The organism is Paenisporosarcina sp. FSL H8-0542 (genome assembly GCF_038632915.1).
Taxonomy (GTDB): domain Bacteria; phylum Bacillota; class Bacilli; order Bacillales_A; family Planococcaceae; genus Paenisporosarcina.
The window spans coordinates 1,674,296-1,696,916 of sequence record NZ_CP152050.1 but is presented as its reverse complement, the minus strand read 5'-3'; the positions used below and the strand labels follow the sequence as shown (position 1 = coordinate 1,696,916).

The 22,621-nt window shown below is 38.3% G+C and carries 18 protein-coding genes, 1 pseudogene and 1 riboswitch; of the genes and pseudogenes, 2 read left to right on the top strand and 17 right to left on the bottom strand.

Going from position 1 to position 22,621, the window contains the following annotated elements; all coding sequences use genetic code 11:
- Positions 1 to 183: 183 nt before the first annotated feature.
- The 16 genes and pseudogenes from MHH33_RS08885 to MHH33_RS08810 all read right to left on the bottom strand — a co-directional run bounded on the left by MHH33_RS08885 (position 184) and on the right by MHH33_RS08810 (position 19,137).
- Positions 184 to 2,046, bottom strand: a complete 1,863-nt coding sequence (locus MHH33_RS08885) for a bifunctional homocysteine S-methyltransferase/methylenetetrahydrofolate reductase (protein ID WP_342543615.1) — start codon at positions 2,044 to 2,046, stop codon at positions 184 to 186.
- Positions 2,043 to 3,236, bottom strand: a complete 1,194-nt coding sequence (gene metC, locus MHH33_RS08880) for a cystathionine beta-lyase (RefSeq protein WP_342543614.1) — start codon at positions 3,234 to 3,236, stop codon at positions 2,043 to 2,045. The genes MHH33_RS08885 and metC overlap by 4 nt, the downstream gene beginning before the upstream one ends.
- Positions 3,236 to 4,348: a methionine biosynthesis PLP-dependent protein gene (locus MHH33_RS08875; RefSeq protein ID WP_342543613.1), complete on the bottom strand. Its 1,113-nt coding sequence runs from the start codon at positions 4,346 to 4,348 to the stop codon at positions 3,236 to 3,238. Before MHH33_RS08875 ends, metC begins: the two co-directional genes overlap by 1 nt.
- A 238-nt stretch (positions 4,349 to 4,586) precedes the next feature.
- Positions 4,587 to 4,748: a YezD family protein gene (locus MHH33_RS08870; RefSeq protein ID WP_016427087.1), complete on the bottom strand. Its 162-nt coding sequence runs from the start codon at positions 4,746 to 4,748 to the stop codon at positions 4,587 to 4,589.
- Positions 4,749 to 4,979: 231 nt separating this feature from the next.
- Positions 4,980 to 7,280: a 5-methyltetrahydropteroyltriglutamate--homocysteine S-methyltransferase gene (metE, locus tag MHH33_RS08865; protein WP_342543612.1), complete on the bottom strand. Its 2,301-nt coding sequence runs from the start codon at positions 7,278 to 7,280 to the stop codon at positions 4,980 to 4,982.
- A 146-nt stretch (positions 7,281 to 7,426) separates the two neighbouring features.
- A riboswitch (SAM riboswitch) is annotated at positions 7,427 to 7,532 on the bottom strand.
- A gap of 262 nt (positions 7,533 to 7,794) precedes the next feature.
- The gene (locus MHH33_RS08860; protein ID WP_016427085.1) at positions 7,795 to 8,304 is read right to left on the bottom strand and encodes a hypothetical protein; all 510 of its coding nucleotides are present in this window, start codon (positions 8,302 to 8,304) and stop codon (positions 7,795 to 7,797) included.
- Positions 8,305 to 8,460: 156 nt separating this feature from the next.
- Complete coding sequence (locus MHH33_RS08855) at positions 8,461 to 8,946, bottom strand: hypothetical protein (protein WP_016427084.1); 486 nt, start codon at positions 8,944 to 8,946, stop codon at positions 8,461 to 8,463.
- Between the two features lie 123 nt (positions 8,947 to 9,069).
- The gene (locus tag MHH33_RS08850; protein WP_231391041.1) at positions 9,070 to 9,600 is read right to left on the bottom strand and encodes a DUF5412 family protein; all 531 of its coding nucleotides are present in this window, start codon (positions 9,598 to 9,600) and stop codon (positions 9,070 to 9,072) included.
- Positions 9,601 to 9,737: 137 nt separating this feature from the next.
- On the bottom strand, positions 9,738 to 10,100 hold the full coding sequence (locus MHH33_RS08845; RefSeq protein WP_342543611.1) for a hypothetical protein: 363 nt from the start codon (positions 10,098 to 10,100) through the stop codon (positions 9,738 to 9,740).
- 423 nt (positions 10,101 to 10,523) lie between these two features.
- Complete coding sequence (locus MHH33_RS08840; protein ID WP_036659328.1) at positions 10,524 to 10,742, bottom strand: hypothetical protein; 219 nt, start codon at positions 10,740 to 10,742, stop codon at positions 10,524 to 10,526.
- Positions 10,743 to 10,885: 143 nt separating this feature from the next.
- Positions 10,886 to 11,157, bottom strand: a pseudogene (locus tag MHH33_RS08835) (DUF3784 domain-containing protein).
- Between the two features lie 378 nt (positions 11,158 to 11,535).
- Complete coding sequence (locus tag MHH33_RS08830; RefSeq protein WP_342543610.1) at positions 11,536 to 13,314, bottom strand: ABC transporter ATP-binding protein; 1,779 nt, start codon at positions 13,312 to 13,314, stop codon at positions 11,536 to 11,538.
- Complete coding sequence (locus MHH33_RS08825; RefSeq protein ID WP_342543609.1) at positions 13,314 to 15,068, bottom strand: ABC transporter transmembrane domain-containing protein; 1,755 nt, start codon at positions 15,066 to 15,068, stop codon at positions 13,314 to 13,316. Before MHH33_RS08825 ends, MHH33_RS08830 begins: the two co-directional genes overlap by 1 nt.
- Positions 15,069 to 15,252: 184 nt before the next feature.
- Positions 15,253 to 16,509 (bottom strand): UV damage repair protein UvrX, encoded by a 1,257-nt coding sequence (locus MHH33_RS08820; RefSeq protein ID WP_342543608.1) that lies wholly within the window; start codon positions 16,507 to 16,509, stop codon positions 15,253 to 15,255.
- A 683-nt stretch (positions 16,510 to 17,192) separates the two neighbouring features.
- The gene (locus MHH33_RS08815) at positions 17,193 to 17,666 is read right to left on the bottom strand and encodes a DUF4306 domain-containing protein (RefSeq protein ID WP_342543607.1); all 474 of its coding nucleotides are present in this window, start codon (positions 17,664 to 17,666) and stop codon (positions 17,193 to 17,195) included.
- Between the two features lie 220 nt (positions 17,667 to 17,886).
- On the bottom strand, positions 17,887 to 19,137 hold the full coding sequence (locus tag MHH33_RS08810; RefSeq protein ID WP_016427076.1) for an MFS transporter: 1,251 nt from the start codon (positions 19,135 to 19,137) through the stop codon (positions 17,887 to 17,889).
- 594 nt (positions 19,138 to 19,731) lie between these two features.
- Here MHH33_RS08810 and MHH33_RS08805 point away from each other — a divergent pair.
- Together MHH33_RS08805 and MHH33_RS08800 are read left to right on the top strand one after the other, a co-directional pair.
- Positions 19,732 to 20,355, top strand: coding sequence for a LysE family transporter (locus MHH33_RS08805; protein WP_342543605.1), 624 nt, complete (start codon positions 19,732 to 19,734; stop codon positions 20,353 to 20,355).
- A 79-nt stretch (positions 20,356 to 20,434) separates the two neighbouring features.
- Complete coding sequence (locus MHH33_RS08800) at positions 20,435 to 21,652, top strand: MFS transporter (protein WP_342543604.1); 1,218 nt, start codon at positions 20,435 to 20,437, stop codon at positions 21,650 to 21,652.
- A 360-nt stretch (positions 21,653 to 22,012) separates the two neighbouring features.
- On the opposite strand, the gene MHH33_RS08795 is transcribed toward MHH33_RS08800, so the two are convergent.
- Complete coding sequence (locus MHH33_RS08795; protein ID WP_342543603.1) at positions 22,013 to 22,609, bottom strand: NADPH-dependent FMN reductase; 597 nt, start codon at positions 22,607 to 22,609, stop codon at positions 22,013 to 22,015.
- Between the last annotated feature and the right edge of the window lie 12 nt (positions 22,610 to 22,621).

Below are 22,621 nucleotides of genomic sequence, written 5' to 3'. Positions count from 1 at the left end.
TTACTAGCTCGCATAATTTCAATTGGAGTAAAATAAAGAATTCCACTTAATCCCCCTACTAATAAGCTATATGGAAGAATCAGATTGATAAACATTCCTGGATGCTCTGATAATCTGAAATATAACAAAATAAATAGAAAGATCCATTTAATATTGCCCCGATATACCGTTTGCATAGTTGAATTAATGAATAGTGCTTACGGCAATTCTGTTCCTCTGCAATTCGCTTGCACGCTGACGGGCATATAGAGCCAACTCAACGGTTAGTTCATAACGTAAAAATGGTGTAATTAAATAAATCCCATTAAACAAGTCTAATGCTGTATCAATTAAAGACTTCGTAATTTCGATTCCTTCTTGTACCGCCTGAACCGGGTTATCATTAAATTTTGCCATGCGGTCACGAATCGTTTTCGAGATTTTGATTCCCGGTACTTCATTATGAAGAAACTCAGCGTTTTTACTGCTTAGTAAGGGCATTAAACCAATATATATAGGCGCATTAAGATGTTTGGTAGATTCGTAAATTTCGAGTAATTTTTCCTCTGAAAATACAGGTTGTGAGATAAAATAATCGGCGCCAAGCTGAACTTTCTTTTCAAGGCGCTGCACCGCTTTATCTAGATGACGGACATTTGGATTAAAAGCAGCAGCAATGCTAAAAGATGTTTTTTGGCCAAGATCTTTTCCTGAAAAAGATAAACCTTCATTAAGTTGTTTTATCATTTGAATTAGCTCAAAGGATGACACATCATAAACAGAAGATGCTCCTGGGAAATCGCCTACTCTAGCTGGATCGCCCGTTATCGCAAGTACATCATTCATCCCTAAAGTGTGTAGGCCCATCAAGTGGGATTGCAGACCGATAAGGTTGCGGTCCCTGCAAGCTATATGGATAAGTGGACGCATCTCCAGTTGAGTTTTAACTAGGTAACCCAATGACTCATTTGAAATACGAACAGAGGCAAGCGAGTTATCCGCCAGTGTAATCGCATCAATGCCCACTTCTTTTAAAGCTTTTGCTCCCTTGAAAAATTTTGTTGTATCTAATTTCCGAGGAGGATCTAACTCAACAATAATCGATGGTTTCTTCTTTACAATTTTCTCAAGAGGCGGGAAATCCCTTTTTATTGAAACTACTTCCACAACTTGTTTAGGTGGTTTTATTTTCACGACCTTTTGTGTAATTGGAACCACATTTTTTAATTCGGAAGCAATGGCTCTTATATGTTCAGGTGTAGTGCCGCAACATCCTCCAAGAAGACCAACTCCTTCATTGCGGAATGCCAGTGCTGACTTTCGAAAGTACTCCGCATCACCTTCATAATGAAATTTCCCATCCGTATATGCAGGCAGACTTGCATTTGGATAGGCAGAAAGATAAGCATGTGCTGGAATCTCAATCTGTTCAAGTGATAACAACGTATGATGTGGTCCGAGGCGACAATTCAGACCTATGACATCAGCACCAAGATTTTCGAGCCGCAAAAATGCTTCATTGACAGGTGTTTGATCTTGCAAAATCCCTGGCTCTTGAAGTGCTAGTTGTGAAATGATTGGCAGATTTGTTTCCTTACGAGTGATTGTAAGAACGGCTTCAAGCTCTTGAAGGTCATAGAAAGTTTCGAGGAGAATCCCATCAACCCCTTCTAATAAAAGGCAATATAACTGTTCCCGAAAGCTTCGTTTTAGGTCCTCTAATGAAATAGAATTGGGCTTTACTCCCCGATTACCACCAATCGTCCCAAAAACATAAGCGTCGTTCTTAGCTGCTATTTTGGCATTGTGGACAGCGGCACTATTGATTTCTTTTACTGAATCTTCCAGTCCATACCTTTGCAGCTTTAAATAATTTGCTGCATACGTGTTCGTCTGTATCACATCCGCACCTGCACCTATATACGCTTTATGGATGTTTTGAATTTGTTCCGGATGGGATAGGTTCAGTTCCTCAAAGCAGCAATCTGTCCCGTACGAGTATAGGAGAGTTCCCATGGCGCCATCACCAATTAATATTTGGTTTTTTAATTTCTCCAAAAAACTCATTGGCTCTCTCCTCCATGATAAATAAACTGTCTATCTTGAACGTGCTGAAAGGCTTGTGAAAAATCCTTGATAAGATCATTCGGGTTTTCAAGGCCGACCGATAAGCGAAGAAGGCTATTTTTGATGCCACGTTTTTCTCTTTCCGCTTTTGGCATCGCCGCGTGGGACATTTTAGTCGGATACGATAAAATCGACTCTACAGACCCAAGGCTTACTGCAAATACAGGGAATTTCACATTCGAAACAAATGAACGAAGTGCATCCTCATTGGCAAGTTCAAATGATAAAACCGCACCTGGACCTTCTGCCTGGTTTTTTTGAAGCTGATGCTGCGGATGACTTTCTAGAGCCGGATAATAAACCTTATCGATTAGCGGGTGGCCTTGTAAAAATTCGGCGAGTAATATTGCAGATTTTTGTGATTGTTCGAGACGGACATAAAGCGTCTTGAGCCCTCTTAGCACGAGCCATGCGTCCTGAACACCCAGAATAGCCCCAAACGAATTTTGTAAAAAACCAAGTCTTTTCGCTAATTTTTCATCCTTGACAACTGCCAATCCAGCGACGACATCGCTATGCCCTGATAGAAATTTGGTTGCACTATGCAGCACAACATCAGCCCCAAGTTCAAGTGGTTTTTGCAAGGCTGGAGTGAGAAAAGTGTTATCGACGAATGTTAAGGCATTATTTTCTTTTGCTAACTTGCTAACCGCTTTGATGTCGGTCACCTTCAATAAAGGATTGGAAGGTGTTTCAACATAAAACACTTTTGTATTTGGCTTAATGGCTTGTTTTACTTGGATCAGATCCGTCATATCGACAAAGCTATAGTCAATTCCGTATCGGGACAGGACTTCGGTGATCAATCGATAGGTACCACCATAAACATCCTCTGAAATCACGACATGATCTCCTGAAGAGAGAAGCAGAAATGCCGTTGAAATCGCTGCTATCCCGGAAGAAAAAGCGAATCCATTTGTTCCACCTTCTAGTTCCGCAATAACTTCTTCTAGTGCATTCCTTGTAGGATTAGAGCTGCGACTGTAATCATATTTTCCAAGATGATCGATATCAAATTGATGAAAAGTTGACGCATGTTGGATCGCTACACTCACTGCGCCAGTATTCGGATCAATCTTATGACGATTGTGTAAAAGTCTTGTTTCAAAGGAATATTCTCTGTTCTCCATTACATAATCATCTCCTCTCTTATTTTCACAAAAGCTTGATCAAGGTCTGAAAGCAAATCTTCTACATCTTCAATTCCAACTGATAAACGCAATAATCGATTGCAAACACCTGCTTGAATTCTAACCTCTTCAGGGATATCAGCATGTGTTTGAGTGGCAGGGTAGGTGATGAAGCTTTCTGTACCTCCAAGGCTTTCGGCAAATGTAATAAGAGATAAACCTTGTAAAAAAGGATTAATCCATGACTCTTCTTTTAGGCGAAAAGAGATCATTCCACCTTTTCCTGCATAAAAAACGTCGGTTACAGTTTGAAGATTGGAAAGGTAAAGGACAACTTCCCGAGCATTTTTCTCATGCCGATTCATTCGTAGGGATAAAGTTTTCATACCGCGCATCAATAACCAGGAGTCAAATGGACTAAGCACAGCTCCCGTACTGTTATGGTAATGCGCTAGTTCCTCACATAGTTTTTTTCCTTTAGCAACAATAATGCCAGCAAGAACATCATTATGACCGCCTAAATATTTGGTTGCGCTGTGGATTACAATGTCAGCACCAAGAGTGATTGGTTGTTGCAAGAGAGGCGTATAGAAAGTGTTATCGACAATCAGCATAATTCCGTGTTTCTTGGCAATTTCCGAAACAGCGGAAATATCTGTTTTCTTCATTAAGGGGTTTGTAGGCGTTTCCAGAAAGATGGCTTTTGTTTGAGGGGTAATCTTTAATTCGATCGCTTCCGGACAACATGTGTTTACGTATTGACACTTCAATCCCCATTTTTTATATCCTTGTTCTAATAAACGATAGGTACCTCCATATAAATCTTCACTAACTAACCATTCATCACCTGATTGAAAAAGGGACAAAACTGTCATAATTGCCGCCATTCCAGAACTACAGGCGAAGCCTTGATCACCATATTCCAAATCTGATATTGTATTTTCAAGGAGCTGACGTGTTGGATTTCCCGTACGACTATAATCAAACTCCGTCGGTTGCCCAAGCCCTTCATGACGATAGGCCGTAGAAAAATAAACAGGGGGATTCACAGTCCCTGTAGCCGTATCACTGCGATTTCCAATTTGAGCAAGTTGTGTATCGATTTTATACATCCCAATCACTCCTCTAATAATAATGTTGATGCACTTTAAAACAGCGTTCTCCATTGTGGATCATCAGTTAGTGATACTCTCACTGCAGATTCTTACAACGTTAACTTATTCCAATCTATTTTCTTAACCCTAGGATATAAAAAAGACCTCTTGATTCCATAAAATTGTCAATAAACAATCTTACTGAATACAAGAGGCCTCCAGTTGTCCGGTGAGCTTCTTTAATATTTTAATTTTTTCAAACAGAAAACCGTTGCTTTTCTATGCGATTTATTTGAACAATCTTTCCTTCATGAAACGTAATTTGTAGCTCTCCAAAATGCAAGCCTTCAAGTGCTTTTGCGATAACTTCAAACTTTTCCTTTTCCTTTTCCTTACCTTCTTTCACCAAATCTCCCATTCACTCAACTCCCATATGCTTACATTAACTCAATATACATGGCCCTCTTATTTAGCAGATTTGAATAACTCTGCTGTAATTGGCACTGTTACAATTCGATTCAGTGGTTGCCTTGGTCTCAAAGACTCTTTAAAGGTAGTTCTTATATGGAAGGAACAGCCTATGCTTGTGCGAAAGGGTCCCAAGATTTTCTATTTCACTTTCATTATTCGGATATTCCACTCTGGAAGTTTATGACCCTATATTCACGAGCAGCTTTTCTCTCGTTTGTTTTGCTACTTCAACCATTATCTTAAGTGCTGCAACCGTTTCTTCAAGACCTCGTGTTTTCAAACCGCAATCAGGATTAATCCAGAACTGATTTGGATCAAGAACTTGTAGGGCACGATCAATGTTTCTACTCAGCTCTTCAAGCTTTGGTACACGTGGACTATGAATGTCGTATACACCAAGACCGATCCCTTTGTCATACGTGTTTTCTTCAAACGATTGAATTAATTCACCATGACTTCTTGATGTTTCAATCGAAATAACATCAGCATCGAGTGCTTTAATCGCATCGATAATATCTTTAAAGTCCGAATAACACATATGGGTATGAATTTGTGTATCGTTTTGTACTGACGTTGTTGCAAGTTTAAACGCATAAACTGCAGCGTCAAGATACCCTTCCCATTTTTCACGTTTTAACGGCAGCCCTTCACGAATTGCCGGCTCATCAACTTGAATCATACGAATTCCATTTTCCTCAAGCGTTTCAACTTCTTTTCGAAGCGCAAGTGCAATTTGATTGGCAACAACATAGCGTGAAATATCATCGCGAACAAACGACCAGTTTAAAATTGTAATTGGACCTGTCAGCATTCCTTTTACAGGTTTGTCAGTTATTGATTGGGCATATAAGGATTCTTTAACTGTTATCGGTTCTATAAATGACACGTCACCGTAAATAAGTGGTGGTTTCACACATCGCGAGCCATATGACTGGACCCAGCCAAATTTCGTGAATTGGAAGCCATCTAATTTTTCACCAAAATACTCAACCATGTCTGTACGTTCAAATTCTCCATGTACAAACACATCTAGACCAAGTTCCTCTTGAATTTCAATCCACTTTTTAATTTCTGCTTTTATATATGTTTCATATTCTGTATTCGTTAACTCGCCTTTACGCCATTTTAATCGGTTCTTTCTTACTTCTTGAGTTTGCGGGAAACTTCCGATTGTTGTTGTTGGAAGCAGTGGTAACTGAAAAGCCTCTTTTTGTATCTCTTGACGGACTTTAAATATTGCTTTTCGTTCCGCTTTATACGTATGCAAGTTTTGAATGGCTTCTTGAACTTGTGTGTTATTTCGGAATGATGATTTTTGTAACGCATGAATCGCTTCTGTACTTGCACTGATTTCTTTTTGTATCGCTTCTTTTCCATCGTTTAAGCCTTTTGTCAGTAGAACAATTTCATGTAATTTTTCATTAGCAAATGATAATGCTCCTTTTAGGACGTCATCAAGCGTTTCTTCACTTTTAACTGTCACAGGTACATGCAATAAGCTTGATGAAGATTGTACAATTAGACGATCTTTTGAAACAACATCCACAATCTCTGCAAGAATTGCAGAATGATCATTAAGATTCGCACGCCATATGTTTCGCCCGTCAATAATACCAGCAGCAAGAACCTTATCTTTTGGGAAACCATACTTTTTCAAAGCAGCAAGATTTTGACCATTATCATATACAAAATCAAGTCCAATTCCTTTAACAGGAAGTGAGATGACATCTTCGTAATGTTCAATGCTTTCAAAATATGTTTGTAATATCAGCTTTATGTTTGGCGCTGCATCATGCAATGTTTGATAGATATCCTTAAATAACGCAACATCTTCTTTGGAAATCGTTGTAGATAAAATCGGTTCATCGATTTGTACCCACTCTACTCCTTCTTTTTGTAATTCACGTAAAATGTCAGCGTAAAGCGGTACAAATTTTTCAACAACTGCTTTAAATTCATTTTCTCTATAACCCTTTGACAGTTTTACAAATGTGATAGGTCCTAAGATTACAGGTTTTCCTTCGATATTAAGTTTCTGTTTAGCCTCTTTATAAAATTGAAGTGGCCGGTTTTCAACAAGAGTAGGTACTGCTTCATTAAGCTCTGGAACAATATAGTGATAGTTTGTGTTAAACCATTTTGTCATTTCAGATGCAACAGCACCTTTATTGCCTCGTGCTATATCAAAATACGTTTCAAGCGATACTTTACCGCCGTCGTATTCAAAGCGTTTCGGTACTAATCCGAACATAACGGCTGTATCAAGCACATGATCATACAAACTAAAGTCTCCAACTGGTATCAAGTCAATTCCTAAATCTTTTTGTTTCTGCAGATTGTTTAGCCGAATCTCCTCAATTTGTTTTAAGAATGATTCTTTTTCTAGTTTCCCTGCCCATAACTGCTCCAGTGAATTTTTCCATTCACGTTTTACACCAATTCTTGGATAACCTAAATTCGAACTTTTCACTTTGCTCATAATATTTTTTACACTCCTTCTATTTTTATATTTTCATGCCCATTTCTATTTGAAACAGAGCAAATGAACCCATATTTCTAAAAACAAAAAAGCCTCTTCTTGGAAGCAAGAAGAGGCTCATCATTAAAAATATGTGACAAGATCTCAACTCATCTTCCAAGCATAATCGCTTGAAGGAATTGGCACAGTGCTCATAATGAGTCTGTTGCCGAGGTTTCAAAGGGCCTTTCCCTCCACCTCTCTTGATAAGTAGAAATTAACTATTTAGTTTTATTAATGGTTTAAATGGTATCAGTTTTGCTCGTTTTGAAATCAACGAATTTCACTTATTTATTATAATAATACAAACATTCAATAAAGTAAATAAATTCCTGAAATTTGTTTTTTCCCGTTTTTATCTTTTTACAAAGTACACTACGGATGTAAAGAACAGATTAAAGGGCAGCCCCAATAGTATTTGCTCGTCGTGGAATCGATGGAAATAAAATGAGCATGATTGCTGCTGAAGCAGAAACTATTTACAATAATTAATACTGTTTGTTAGAACACTTGGTCCTAACTTACCTGTTTTGGAATTTGAGAGACGCACCTGAACTTCGACATTCTTCATTTCTGCTGTAATTAAATCAAATCGTCCAGCCCAACTTGGACCATTCTCCTCTGGGGTTGGATAAAGCTTAAAACGCCAACTTATTTCTTTTGGAACAAACGCAAAACCTTCATAGCTATCGAAGTCTCCATACGAAGACGGTTCAGGAAGATGAACAGCGAGAATACTTATATTAGTTCTTGCAAAACTTGGTGGATTTAATTGCACTTTATAGATTAATGCTACACCTTTTGTATTCGTCAGACTTTTATCAACAGACTCCAATGTTAGGCTACAGGGCACTGAAATCACTTCTAATAATTCATCATTTTCTTCATTTATTGCCTTTGCTTTTGGTGGTCTTTCCCAAATTACAAATATTAGAGTTGTTAAACTTAATAGCAATAGCAAAAATATAACTGATATTTTTTTCATCTAATCACCTACCTAATTTTAAAGGTAGTATTTCCTTATGATAAGACAATATTCTTGTTCAACTATCCAGCCCCGTTAGTTCAATGAGAAAAAGACCGCTTAAGCATCTCGATGTTCTTCAACTAAGCACCCGTTAGTTGAACAATAATGCAGTAGCTATTTTAACTTTTTCATCGAAACCGATTTATCTGGGAAGTGTAAGAGTATATTTCCTCCTGATGACAAAATGACTTCAAATGATAATGTTGATTCGTTAATTGGTAATAATTCTTCAAACAACCAGTCATCTATTTCACGATTATTAATAGGTTTATCATTATCATAATTCAAGTGTTGAAATTGAAAGAACGAGACATTGTCAAAACTCAATATCCAAACATCGTCACTGGAAACAGTGAAGTGAATGTTTGAGTGAAGGAGACTTTTATGTTCAATTTCAATTTTTATAAGTCTATAATCGTGAAAACCCCAAGAGTTAAAACGATTAAAAATATCTTGAGGCAATCTATCAGATAATGTATTGAATACCTCTTTGTATTTTTTCGCATTTTCCATCCATTGATTATCTAATTTATCCAATTCTTCATCATTCGTGCCATCCATATTTTGAGCTAAATGCAATTCATATAATAAATATTTCATTTTTACAGCCCCTTTCTTTTCAGTGTTTCTTCAACTAAACTGCCCCGTTAGTTGAAAAAGAAAAAAGGGCTACCAAAACAGCCCAAAGATTTTTACTAAAGTAACCGTTAGTAAAAAGAATTATTAATCCGAAAAAGTTTCCCCTTTATCTAAGTTCAAAGTGTGATTATTTATTGTAATAATACCGTTATTTGTCCAAGCCACATCTGCCTTGTGCATATTGTCATCATAGTAGATATTCTTCTTGAACCAAAGGGGACCATCTACTATTCCTACTACACTAATAGAAGTAGCTGCACCACCATTTAATGTGTAGAAGTTGATTGTCGTTTTAGAATCGGGTGATTGGGTTGTTGCAATGGGTTCTCTTGCAAATGTATTCACTACTATCCCTAATAGAAAAATTGCTGAAAGGGGAAATGCAATTAAGACAGTCATCCAACTTCTCCATCTTGCTCCCCTGTTGCTTTTGTCTCTAAATCCCGAAATACCCATAAAACAAGTAGTAAACGTGAGCAACAATAAAACCGAAGCAGGTGGTGCAACTGACCACGAATGGTTATAAGAAGCATATAAAGTCTGTAAAGAAAGAACCGTTACTAACAAGCATAAAAGAAAAGACCACAAATTATATTTTCTTTCCACTATTTCCACTAAATTACCTCCCGATTAGAAGTTCTGGTGTTCCCCAAAAAATCTTCTTCTTCAACTAAACTGCTGCGTTAGTTGAAGAAGAAATGGTCTTACTCCTTATTAAAGTAAAGCACCCGTTAGTTGAAGATCATTCATTTCTATTCACCCGGCATATAGCCTATTACTTCATTGGTTTCAGGGTCAACAAGTATTAAAGGTGGACCAACTACAACGTCCTCTTGGTCTATAAAGGATACCCTTAATACTTCTTTCCCTTCATAAGTTTTATCCAGTAATTCATAGCTATTATCAGCAATCGTTTTTTTCACATCAGCACTTTTCCAGTCCGCTATAGCACTGCCACCCCAACCTTTTTCTTCGATGAAATCCCAAGCAACTTTTCTAATTCTTTCATAGCTATCTGTGCCTTTGGAATTCACTTCATCTTGTTTAGTCGAACAACCACAAATCAGTAAAATTGATAATACTGTTAATGTTAAGGAAAAAAATCTTAACTTCATTCACTTGGCACCCCTTTTTAAAATCAATTGTTCTTCAACTAACCTGTTCCGTTAGTTAAAGAAGCTATTGCATATAATCATATTTGATTTCTCTTTATGTATTTAATTGAAATCACAGTAGCTATGATTGCAACTATAAAAATACTAAGTGGATACATAAGCTGTAACAGTAAATTGTGATCAGGGCTCGTTATCCAACCTACGTACTCCTCAGCCAAGGTATAAAAAACATAGAATTAAATTACAAACACAAAGATGTTTACAAATTTATTCATGAATTAAGACATCCCCCTTCCCTTTGCTAATTTATCTTCCTCAACTATACAGTCTCGTTAGTTCAACAAGAAAAAATGCTTCACTCCTTCTTGAAGTAAAGCGCCCGTTAGTTTAAGAGTGGAACATCGACAAATAATACACTTGGTATTATTCTTGTACCTTTTTAATCAATCCGATTGTATGTACTATTTTTAAATCAAAAAATGCAAAAGCACCACATATGCAGACCCCTAAAATCATTATTGCTGTAAAAAACCAGCCTTCTCCCCAAGTAACTATCAAAGAATATAAACATCCCGAAGCAACAGCTAATGAACCATATTTCGTTCTCCATTTTTCTAGTTTCGATTGGTTTTTTTCTTCCAAAGTTTTATTCCCCACAATCCTGGTTGTTAGCACAATAGCGGTTGCTCTTAATGAACAAACGCACCCGTTAATTGAAGTACAATCCTTCACAAATGTTTAAATAATTTTTCAAATTAACTATTCAAGTATTAACTGATAAACATTTACTTTTTAAACCGATTCCCTGTATTAGCGTATATAAGAGTAAACACGACAATACCGATAAATAATATGAGACCAAAAACAAATAACCAATTGTTTTCATATGCTTCACTAAGTACCCAAAATACCATACTGAATGATAAAGCGAACATCATTTTCCCCATAAACTTACAGAATGCAACCGTATCATATTTTTTTTTTCTTCTTGTGGCAACGTGTTAAATCCAGCAATTAAAAATGAGCCTTTACCATTCGATAGAATAATTCCTAACATTACGAATAACACGATGATTAAAATTGTTCCAAAAACAATAAACCCTCCCTGCTACCTATTACATTATTTTAGTACGATTAGATTTCAGAAATGTTTCATTTTTTAATTAAACTGCTGCTTTAGTTCAATAAGAAAAAAGGCTTTACTTTCTTAGAAAGTAAAGCCTTTTGAGTACTACTTCAACATTTCGATATACATATAGAGGTTGTCTACAACTTTACTGTTTCCAGTAATTCTATATTAGACACGAACCCTTGATTCCCCTTTAAATTAATACAATATTTTTCCATTTAACAAACCTTTGTACATTATTTGCTATATAAAAATGTCTATCAAATCTACTTACAATTTGATAGACATTTTGATTAGCTATGGGTTTTATACTGCTTCTTCCACTATGCCGTTCTGCAACAGGTACATTTTGTGATACAAGCCTTTTTTTGCAAGCAACTGTTGATGATTGCCCTGTTCAACAACCTCGCCTTGATGAAGGACTAAAATCAGCTCTGCATCTTGAATCGTACTCAAACGGTGGGCAATGGCAATCGTTGTTCGTCCTTGTCGCATTTTTTCAAGACTTGATTGAATTGCCACTTCTGTTTCCGTATCGATGTTTGCTGTTGCTTCATCCAGCACCAAAATCTTCGGATCCGTTGCCACCGTACGGGCGAATGCGACGAGTTGACGCTGACCACTTGAGAAGGTTGAGCCTCGCTCGGTTACTTTTTGCTTATAGCCTTCTGGCAACAGATTGATGAAGCCGTCAGCTTGAACAAACTCTGCAGCAGCACGCACTTCGTCATCCGTCATACTTTGCTTGTGCAAACGAATGTTGCTTTCAATATCCCCGAAGAACAAGAACGGATCTTGTAGCACAAGTCCCATTTTATCCCGTAATTCCTGAGCTTTGAAATCTTTTACAGATTGTCCATCTATCAAAATATCACCTTGTTCAAACTCATAAAAACGCATCAATAAATTGATGATGGAACTTTTCCCACTTCCGGTATGGCCGACTAGCGCTACCGTTTCCCCAGGATTCGCGGTGAAGGAAATGTTTTTCAATACATCTGTTTGTCCATCGTAAGAGAATGTTACATTTTTGAATTCAATTTTCCCAGCATCAATCCGTGCATTTGTGTTCGCCTGGCTTGGCACAAGTTCCTTTTCATCGAGTAGCTTGAAAACACGGGAAGCCGCTACAATGGCTTGTTGGAAAATCGATAAACGTTGCATGACTTGATTAATCGGTTCAAAGAATCGGTCAATATACGTCACGAAGGCGTAAATCACACCAACTTCGATCGTATTGCTGAATGAAGTTACCCCGAAATAGCTTAGCAACATAATCAGCGCAAGTGCATACACCAAATCAATCGCGGGACGCAGCAACAGACTATCCATTTTGATATTACGCTTGCCTGCTTTCCAGTGCTGTTCATTGATGTCATTGAATTCATCTTTCAATCTCGGTTCTTGTCGGAATGCTTGAATCATGGACATGCCTTGCAAGGATTCAGCCAGTTTTGCATTTAATTGACTCAATCGCTCACGCAAATCTTGGTAAAACACCGAGCTGTAACGACGGTACGTTTTTATAATCATAAATAATATCGGCAATAGCAATAATGTAACGAGGGCCAGTTTAACATTCAGAATGAACATCGCGATGTATACTCCGACCACTAAGAAACCACTTTGCAAGAACCCGACCAAGACACTGACAAACATATCTTTAATGGCTTCCGTATCATTCGTTACGCGAGACACAATGCTTCCGGCAGGCGTTTTATCAAAATAACGCATTCCGAGGTTTTGTACTTTCGTAAAAACATCAATTCGCATTTGCTGAATGATTTTCAGTGCTATCTCCTGGAATTTCAGCAGCTGGAAATAACTGATGAAAACATTAGAGATTTGAATGAATAAGTACGCACTCGCCAGTCCGACTAACGGTCCTGTCGGAAAGTTTTGAACGGTCAAATAATCATCTATGAACGTTTTAATCAAAATAGGTCCAACAACGTCCCCGACTACGGTAAGGCCAAGTAGGAATAACGCAAATGTAATGACCTTTTTATGTGGCTTCAAATAGGAAATGAGCCTTCTTAAGATGATGCCTTGATCTTTTCCTGTTAGCTTTGGCTGTTCTTCCATTACACCTCACCCCCCATTTCGACAAGTGCTTCTAATTGTTGTAATTGATACATTTCGTAGTAACGTCCTTTTTGGTCCATGAGGTCTTCATGGGAACCTTTTTCAACAATTGTTCCTTCATGAAGCACGATGATTTGATGTGCATGTTGAATCGCGCTCAATCGATGTGCGGTAATAATGGTCGTTTCATCCAGTCGGGATGCTTTTAACGACTCAAGGATTGCTTCTTCTGTTCGCGCATCAACTGCAGATAGCGAATCGTCCAAGATTAACAACTCCGGCTTCATCATCAATGCACGGGCAATCGAAATCCGTTGCTTTTGTCCACCAGATAACGACACGCCTCGTTCGCCGACAATGGTTTCATAACCATTCGTGAATTTCAGTATGTCTTCATGAATGTGTGCGAGCTGAGCCGCTTCATACACTTCTTCTATTGGAGCACTTGTATTCGCAAAGGCAATATTTCCAGCAACCGTCGTTGAAAACAAGAAATGATCTTGCGGTACATAACCAATTGCTGAACGCAGTCGTTCTTTTTTGTAGGCATTGATGGAATGGCCACCGTAAGTAATCCACCCATCGTATCCTTCGAATTCACGTAATAACAATTTCAAGATAGCTGTTTTCCCTGAACCCGTCTTGCCGACAATTCCTAACGTTTCTCCACGTTTCAGTGTGAAGTGAACATTTTTCAAGGCAGCGCGGTCATCTTCCGGGAATTTAAATTCATCGATATGAACATCCAGGTCACCTTGCGCTTTTACATCTAGTGCATGTTCCGCGTCATCAATATCGATTGGTTCGGCAAGCAATGCGCGAATCCGATCGTAAGAAGCACGTCCTCGTTCAACAATGTTGAATAACCAACCGAATGCTAGCATTGGCCAGACTAGTAACCCAAGATAGGCAGTAAATGCAATCAAATCCCCGATGGACATTTCATTTGCCATGATCAATCGTGCACCGAACACGATTGATAGGAAGAACGAAGTACCAACAATTGCCGATATTGTTGGATCGAATAGTGAATCCACTTTGGCTACGTGTATGTTCTTTTCGACTACGTCATCCGATAACTTTACAAAGTCTTGGATGTCTTCTTTTTCCTGACCAAATGTTTTAATGACTTTGATTCCCGAAATACTTTCCTGTGCTTTATCGTTCAAATTCGAGAAGGCTTCCTGGGCAAAGTGGAAACGATTATGCAACATTGTTCCGTAGTAATTTGTCAAATACGCCATGATTGGCATGGGAATCAATGCAATGAGCGTCAATTTCCAATTGATTGTAATTGCCATCGCAGCTATAACAAACCCACCTGTAGTCAATGAATCGACTAGCGTCAAGACACCCGCTCCTGCCGTCTGTTGAACGGCTGATAAATCATTGGTCGCATGTGCCATCAAGTCGCCAACACGGCGCTTTTGATAAAACCTAGGTGACATGCGGGTAAAATGTTGGAATAAACGTTCTCGCAATTGACGAGCAAGTAAAATTGCCGAACCAAAAATCATCGTGCGCCAGTAATAACGAATGATATACATGGCCAGAGCGGCACCTGCCAGGAACAGCAGCCATTTCACAAGTGCTTCGCCTGTTAAAGTACCCAATCTAATTTCATCGACGACATATCCTATTATTTTAGGTGGCAGCAGTTGCAAAAATGCAACGACCATCAGCATCAAGATGCCGAAGATATACTGTTTCTTTCTCTCTTTAAAAAACCACCCTAAATCTAAAAATACTTTCACGCAGTAATCCCCCGATTCTTTTTTTCAGACTTTACTAGTTTAGCAAATGTTCGGAATTTAGAGAAGATACGAAATAGAAATTATTCGGATTGGGAAATAGTTCGAATAAGCGATGTGGATTTTCTCACATCGCCCACCCCCCGGCCATACTAGAATGGCCAGGGTGTAACATCTCCCTCTTCTTTTATTCGGCTTTATGTCCCCCAATTAACTTGGAACGGGCTCGGGCTGTTCCGGCGTCTGTATAGGAAACGGCACGCAGTAATGCGGCCGAACCATATTTGCTGCGAATGTGATCCATGGCCGAACCTAGCTTTCGCTTGCGCCACTTTTCCGCTTCAAACAGGCTGAGCTGCATCGAATGCTCAGGCTCCATATTTGATAAAGTTACGGACAGTCGTCGGACGGGTCGATCATCAAAATGTTCATCCAGCAGCTTCACACACATCTTGTAAATTTTCATTGTGTCGTTTGTGGCTTCTTCCATCGAACGGGAACGATGAAACCCTCCGCCAAAGGCATCTTTACTGTACTCGGCACCGAGATGAACGGTACGCCCGACTTTACCTGCTTCCCGCGCACGTCTTGCCACGTCTTCCGTCATTTCCAGGACAACTGCGAGAATGTCTTCCTTTTTACGGTAATCGCGAAATAGAATTTGCCCTTTTCCGTAACTGACTTGCCCTTCGATAAGGGGTGCACCGAGGTCGGATAGATCAATTCCCCAGGCGTGATGGTACAGTTGGTTTCCCATGACCCCGAATTTTGCTTCAAGCGTCGCCAACTTCGTTTTCGCAAGATCTCCGACTGAAAAAATCCCCATGGCATTCAAGTTTTTTTCCATTCGCGGTCCAATGCCCCACATTTCGCGAAGTGGGGATACTGGCCATAACTTTGTTGGGACATCGTCATAAGTCCAACGAGCGAATCCTTTTTTTTTGGCATCCAAATCAAGCGCCAGCTTGGACATCAACATATTCGGACCCATGCCCATCGCAGATGGCAATTGAAACTGCTCCAGTAAATCGTCCTGAATGCGCTGGATAGTTTGCTCAACAGGTCCCCATAATCGCTCCGTTCCAGCCAAATCAATAAAACTTTCATCCACGCTGTAGACATGAATCGCTTCTTTTGGCACATACTCACTGAGCAAACGGGTAATTTCCATAGATACCCGCACGAAAAAGCCCATTTTAGGTTCAATCAGCCGAATATCTGGGTGATCTGGTATTTCAAATAAGCGCGTACCTGTCTTCACGCCAAATTCTTTTTTTAATGGTGGGGAAGCCGCTAACACGATGCTTCCCTTCTGTTGTTGATTCCCAATAATCGCAATCGGGGTTTTCATCACGTCAAGTCCTTCATCCGCTGCCGCACAGCTTGCATAAAATGACCGCATATCGAGACAAACGATTTTCCGATCGGGATATTGTTCATACATGATGTTCTCCTCCTTCAAAACGAACAAATGTTCTTAAACGAATTATACCCCGAACGAATGTTCTTAATCAATGGATGGAAAACATTTTCATTTTTGAGGTGAGGTAACTTCAGGTTGAAGGAATGGCACTCCAGGTAGACAGAATGGGAATCTAGGTAGACAGAACACTCGTCCAGGTAGACACGATGATTCTCCAGGTTGCACAAAATCACGAAACCCATAAATTTCCCAAAGAAAAAAACGTTCGAAAAATATCGAACGCATCAGAAATCAATCACTCAGCATGAATGAATGCAAATTGTAGCAGCACCACTAGAAAAAAACGACGATAATTAGTAAGGCTATTCCTATTAGGTTTACATCCTTTTAATTAGGTAAGAAATACTGAAATAGATATAGCGAATAGAACCATTACTAAAAGAAAGGGAACTAATGCCTGTCTTATTTCTTCTTCGCTTTCAGCTTTCTTAACCTTCTATCTATAATCAATCCAACTAATAAACGTTACAATTGAAATTAAGATTACATATGGAAATTCTTCCAGGTGAATCCCCCCTTACCCCGATATTTGACTCAAAAAATCTAACCCTTTTTATAACTAACCTGTTGCGTTTGTTGAATAAGGAAAAGGGTTTCTTAATTGCCCGATGATCTTTAACTAAAGCATCAGCTAGTAATACAATTTAATATATTTCTCTTGTCTTATTGTTAATAAATCTATTTAACGCAATAACAATTGAAATCATCCCTAGTAATAAAAAACTTATGAAAAAATATTTCAAACCAATAGTTGGAGAATTTGATACAAAACCACTTAATACCAAGAATATTACGCCGATAGATGTTAGGAAATACGAAAACAACTTATCGTTACGTTTGAGTAGAATATATCCTAAAAGGATTAGAATGTATGTACTACTGAATAACATAATTAAAGGAAATGTAGGTAAAAATTTAGCTGCATATACAAAATAGTCAATTGTTAAAATATCGCTTGCTTGCTTCACAGGACCATTTAACATCTCAGAAAAGATAGCTGTATGTTTCCATTCCCAAGAGACATCTAATATTTTACTTCCCTCATACCATGAAGCTAGAGCAGAAAAGATGAAAGCCATTGATGCTACAGATAAATGGATAATAATTTTAAAAGACATGTTTACACCTCCAAGATATACTCAATATTAACATTAATTTACATTTTAGAAAAATTACAGAGGAGGTGATATTGAACTAATCTCCATGTGTAGTTGAACAAGAAAAAAATGCTTTACTCCTTTTTGAAGTAAAGCACCCATTAGACTTGTAGGGGCATCTAGTCTCTAATTTTCTTGTAATTGCTAGATCTGCCAGGCTATCAAGTTCTAAATGTATTTATTATAAGGTTAAATCAGATGACTCTGGAACAACTACAGGCTCACCTGCTTTTAATAATACTTTGTTTCTTCCTAATAACACGCCAAGGATTAACATAAGCACTCCCGTACCCAATAGAATCCATTCAACTCTCACAACATCTGCCATAGGTCCAAAAATGAGCATTCCTATCGGCATCATAGATGTAGCAATCATCCCAAATACACCAAATACTCTACCTAAGTAATCACCCTCGACTCGCTCTTGAATCAGTACAGTCGTCGGTGTATTGAAGACTGGCATTGTCACTCCGAATATCGCCATGAAGAGTAGATAAGCCCAAAACATTGGCATAATCCCTAATGCAATCGTACAAACCCCCATAATAATACTTGCAAGTGTCATCGTATGCACCTTATTTGAAAAGCCTCCCCACGAAGCAATAATACCTCCGCCTGCCATCATTCCAATCGAAAAGGCTATTTCAATTGCAGTTAACCGCCATACATCATCACCAAAGCTCCGAGTCACTTGTAAAGGAGTTAAAAATGCTGCAGGCGCCATCAAAACAAATAACATCGCGAAATACAAAAAGAACGTTTTCAAAAAAGCGTGGTTATTAATATATGTTAAACCTGCTTTAAAATCAGTAAGATAGCTTGTTGTTTGTACCTCGGATGCCTTTGCATGTACCTGAATTTTTAAGAATACAAGCAAAGTTACGATTGCTATAGCTGCAGTTACCACATCTATAAAGAAAATACTTTCTAATGTGGCCATTGTCAGCATTGCCGCACTTACCATAGGAGACACGAACATAATAATAGCCTGTATACTTCCGTTAATTCCACTTACCTTCGTCAGTTTATCTTCTGGAACAATTTGCGGTAAAATAGCCCCTACTGCTGGACCTTGAATACCTGCTCCTATAGCTCTAATACCAGCCATAGCAAACAGTAGCCAAACTGCCTCATATCCCATTAAGAAGACAATTGCCATGACGAGAGTTGCAACAGCAATTAATCCATCCGATAAGATGATGAGTACCTTTCGATTGTATCGATCTGCCCATACTCCGGCAAAAGGCGATAAAATAAAAGTAGGGATGAATCCACATAAAATAAACAGTGTCATCATCATTCCTGATTGTGTAGTAAGTGTAATATGCCACATAATCGCATATTGAACCAGAGAGGAACCAAAAAGTGATATCGTCTGGCTACTTAAAAAGATAATAATATTCTTTTTCCAATTTTCATATTCCATATTCATTTTCTTCACGACCTTTTCTGTATATTTCCTACAATGAAAAGTAAATGGTTAAGGTCTTTTTACTCGAATCGAAAAAGAGTAGTTACATTACTATTTTTTGATAAACATAAAAATAAAGTTTTCCTAAAGAGACAGACTAATCCCATTTACTCCATACTTAAGCAGAGCCTTGACCATATGCAATTAACGGTTCAAAGTTCGGATTCTAAGTCTCATAGATGCTGTCAAAAGGAAAACCTCCATTAATTTTAGTAAATTTAATTTTACCATTGCTTTTTTTCCAGTTCAATAAATAGATGGAAATATTTTCATTTCCAATAAATTCTATATTGCTTGATGATTATTTTTCATTAGATTACTCAAGGTGATAGAAGACTGCTTTAGATTTAGCAACAAGTTCCTGTTTATCATTAAACATTGGTATACAAAATGGTGATTGCCCTTATCTTCAATTATATGAATTATCATCGGTATGGTGGTGTCGGTTTTAGTTTTCGGGATATTCTATTATTTATGTGTACTATTTTATATTAGTTGTAGAGAATACGGCTTCTGAATAAGATGCTAAGACATGATCTTATTGGAGGGTTTTCCATGCATTCATTCTTTACGTATGTATTTCTTGGAATTTCATTGGCAGCACCTATCGGCCCAGTAAAAGCTACGCTGATAAATACAGGCATCAACAAAGGCTTTTTTCGTGCATGGATTTTCAGTCTTGGAGCCTTGTCTTCCGATATCCTGTACATGCTTTTAGTGTACTTCGGAATCGCTAAATTCATCGATTCACCATTCATGCAAACGCTGCTCTGGTCTTTCGGATGCTTTGTCCTCATTTATACGGGGATTGAAAATCTGCTTGTGCTCCACAAAACTAAAGCAAAAACAATGACCAAGACAAATCGAATTCGACATACATACATAGCCGGCTTATTCATGGCGTTTCTAAACCCTTTGACGGTCCTTTTTTGGTTAGGTATTTATGGTTCCCTCCTTGTAGGGTCTTCTGAACCATTGGCAGGATATGAAATCTTCATTTGCAGTGGAGCCATATTATTGGGAATTATGATGGTGGATTTAACTATGTCCTTATTGTCCAGTAGCGCCAGCAAAGTGCTTTCGAATAACATCCTGACAGGCATTTCCATGATATCCTCCCTTTCCATGATTTGCTTCGGCGTTTATTTCGGCGTCCAAGCCTATCATTCACTTTTCTAGCAAATCGCACCCGCATAAAAATGTACGTCTTGGAGACCCTAAATACGTTCCTCTATATGAAATTTTCTGAGGTGTATGTATGGAAAACAGTGAAAAAAAAGTCAGTACATGGTGCATTGTCAGTATGGCTTCAATTCCACTTGTAATGACATTAGGAAATTCAATGCTAATTCCCGTTCTTCCCATTTTGGAAAAAACGGTGGGTATTTCTTCGTTTCAGTCGAGCATGATTATCACAAGTTACTCAATAGCAGCCATTTTCCTCATCCCAATTGCAGGCTATCTATCCGATCGATTTGGCCGTAAAATTGTCATATTGCCTAGTTTGATTTTAGCCCTAATTGGTGGATTAATTGCCGGTTTCGCCTCCTGGAAACTGGATAACCCCTTCGCCTGGATTATCATCGGGAGAATTTTGCAGGGAATCGGTGCCTCTGGTGCCTTCCCGATCATCCTCCCACTCGTTGGGGATTTGTATAAAGACGATGATGAAAAAACTAGTTCATGTCTTGGCATCATCGAAACTTCGAATACGTTCGGAAAAGTGATTAGTCCAATATTAGGAGCTACTTTCGCTTCTTTCTTATGGTTCCTTCCATTCTTCTCCATTTCCTTTTTCAGTCTTATTTCAATAGTTCTTATTTTTTTCTTTATCAAAGTACCCCATGAAAAAGAGGAGCCAAAGAAATTCAAGGAGTTCCTAAGCAACAGTAAGCAGACATTCCAAGAGGAAGGAAAGTGGCTATCAGCCGTCTTTCTCAGTGGTATTTTTGTTATGCTTATTTTATTCGGCACACTTTTCTTTCTATCGGAAATTCTGGAGAAAGAATACGAATTGAAAGGAATTAAGAAAGGCTACGTTCTGGCCATTCCTCTATTAATGTTGTGTATCGCTTCTTTCATTACGGGCCGCAAGATCAAAGGCAATCTATACAAGATGAAAAAAATGATGCTAGTCTGTCTAATTGCTTTATCTGTGAGCGTGAGTATGGTTGGAATATGGTCCGACCGACTTTGGGTCTTGCTCACTATTACCAGCCTTGTCGGAATTGCCATAGGTGCCATGCTACCTGTTCTTGACGCACTCATAACGGAGAATATTGATAAAGAAGAACGCGGTACCGTCTCATCTTTCTACAGTTCTGCTCGTTTCATTGGCGTGGCAGCTGGACCACCAATCATGGCGCTGGTCATGAACAATTATCTCAATGTTAGTTATTTGGTGGCAGGTGCACTAGGTGTTATTTTGACTTTTCTTGTATTTAAGTTCATCGATGTGAAAGAAATAGAGAACTAAATGCTTATCAAAAGGAGAAGAAACCAGTTATTCTTAACTGCTAAGGCCTATTGTTATATTAAAGTACTTGTAAGTTTGCACAAGGTGTAGAAAAATTATTACATTAAGTGCATATAATTGCCGACCAGCATTAGATAAGCAAGCGCTAGATGCCATTAACTATCCAGCTATTTTGTCCATCATGTTTTCCTCATATTCTTTATAAAATCGGTAAATAATATTTTCTCAATAATTTCTGAGCAAAACCTTCAATCATCTTGATATCATTTTGCTCAGAATTTATTCAACTTCAATAAAACCCAAAATGTACATGATAACATGTACATTTTGGGTTTTTGTTATGATTTACATCTTTGAAAATTACTTGCGTATTGTGTTTAATGCAGTTGTCCAAGGGATAACTTGGTCTAACATTTGGTTTACAGAAGCTGCTTGAACGTCAGCTGGTTTGAATACTGTTCCGTTTTCGAAGTCTGTAAATAGTGATAATGCTGGGTGTACACGAACATGTGCTACTAGTAATTCACTTAAAATCCCGCGTAAATGTTCTGTTGCACGAGCCCCACCTACAGAACCATATGAAACGATACCAGCTGCTTTATTATTCCACTCATCACGTAGGTAATCTAATGCATTTTTTAGTGCGCCTGTAATAGAGTGATTGTATTCTTGAACGATGAATACAAATCCATCTTGTTTTGCAATGATTTCTGACCATGCAGCTGCCCCTGATGCATCGCCGCCTGCTTCACCTAAAAGTGGCAGTTTGTATTCCGCGATATCGATAATTGTGTAATTTGCGTCACCACGTTTATCTGCTAATTCTTTTACCCATGATCCTACTTGTGGACTTACGCGCCCCTCACGTGTTGATCCTAAAATAATACCTATATTTAATTTTGTCATTGTTTTTCCCTCCATTTTTTGTGCTCCAAATAATTTAGTTAAAAAGCCCATTTTTTGTTATTT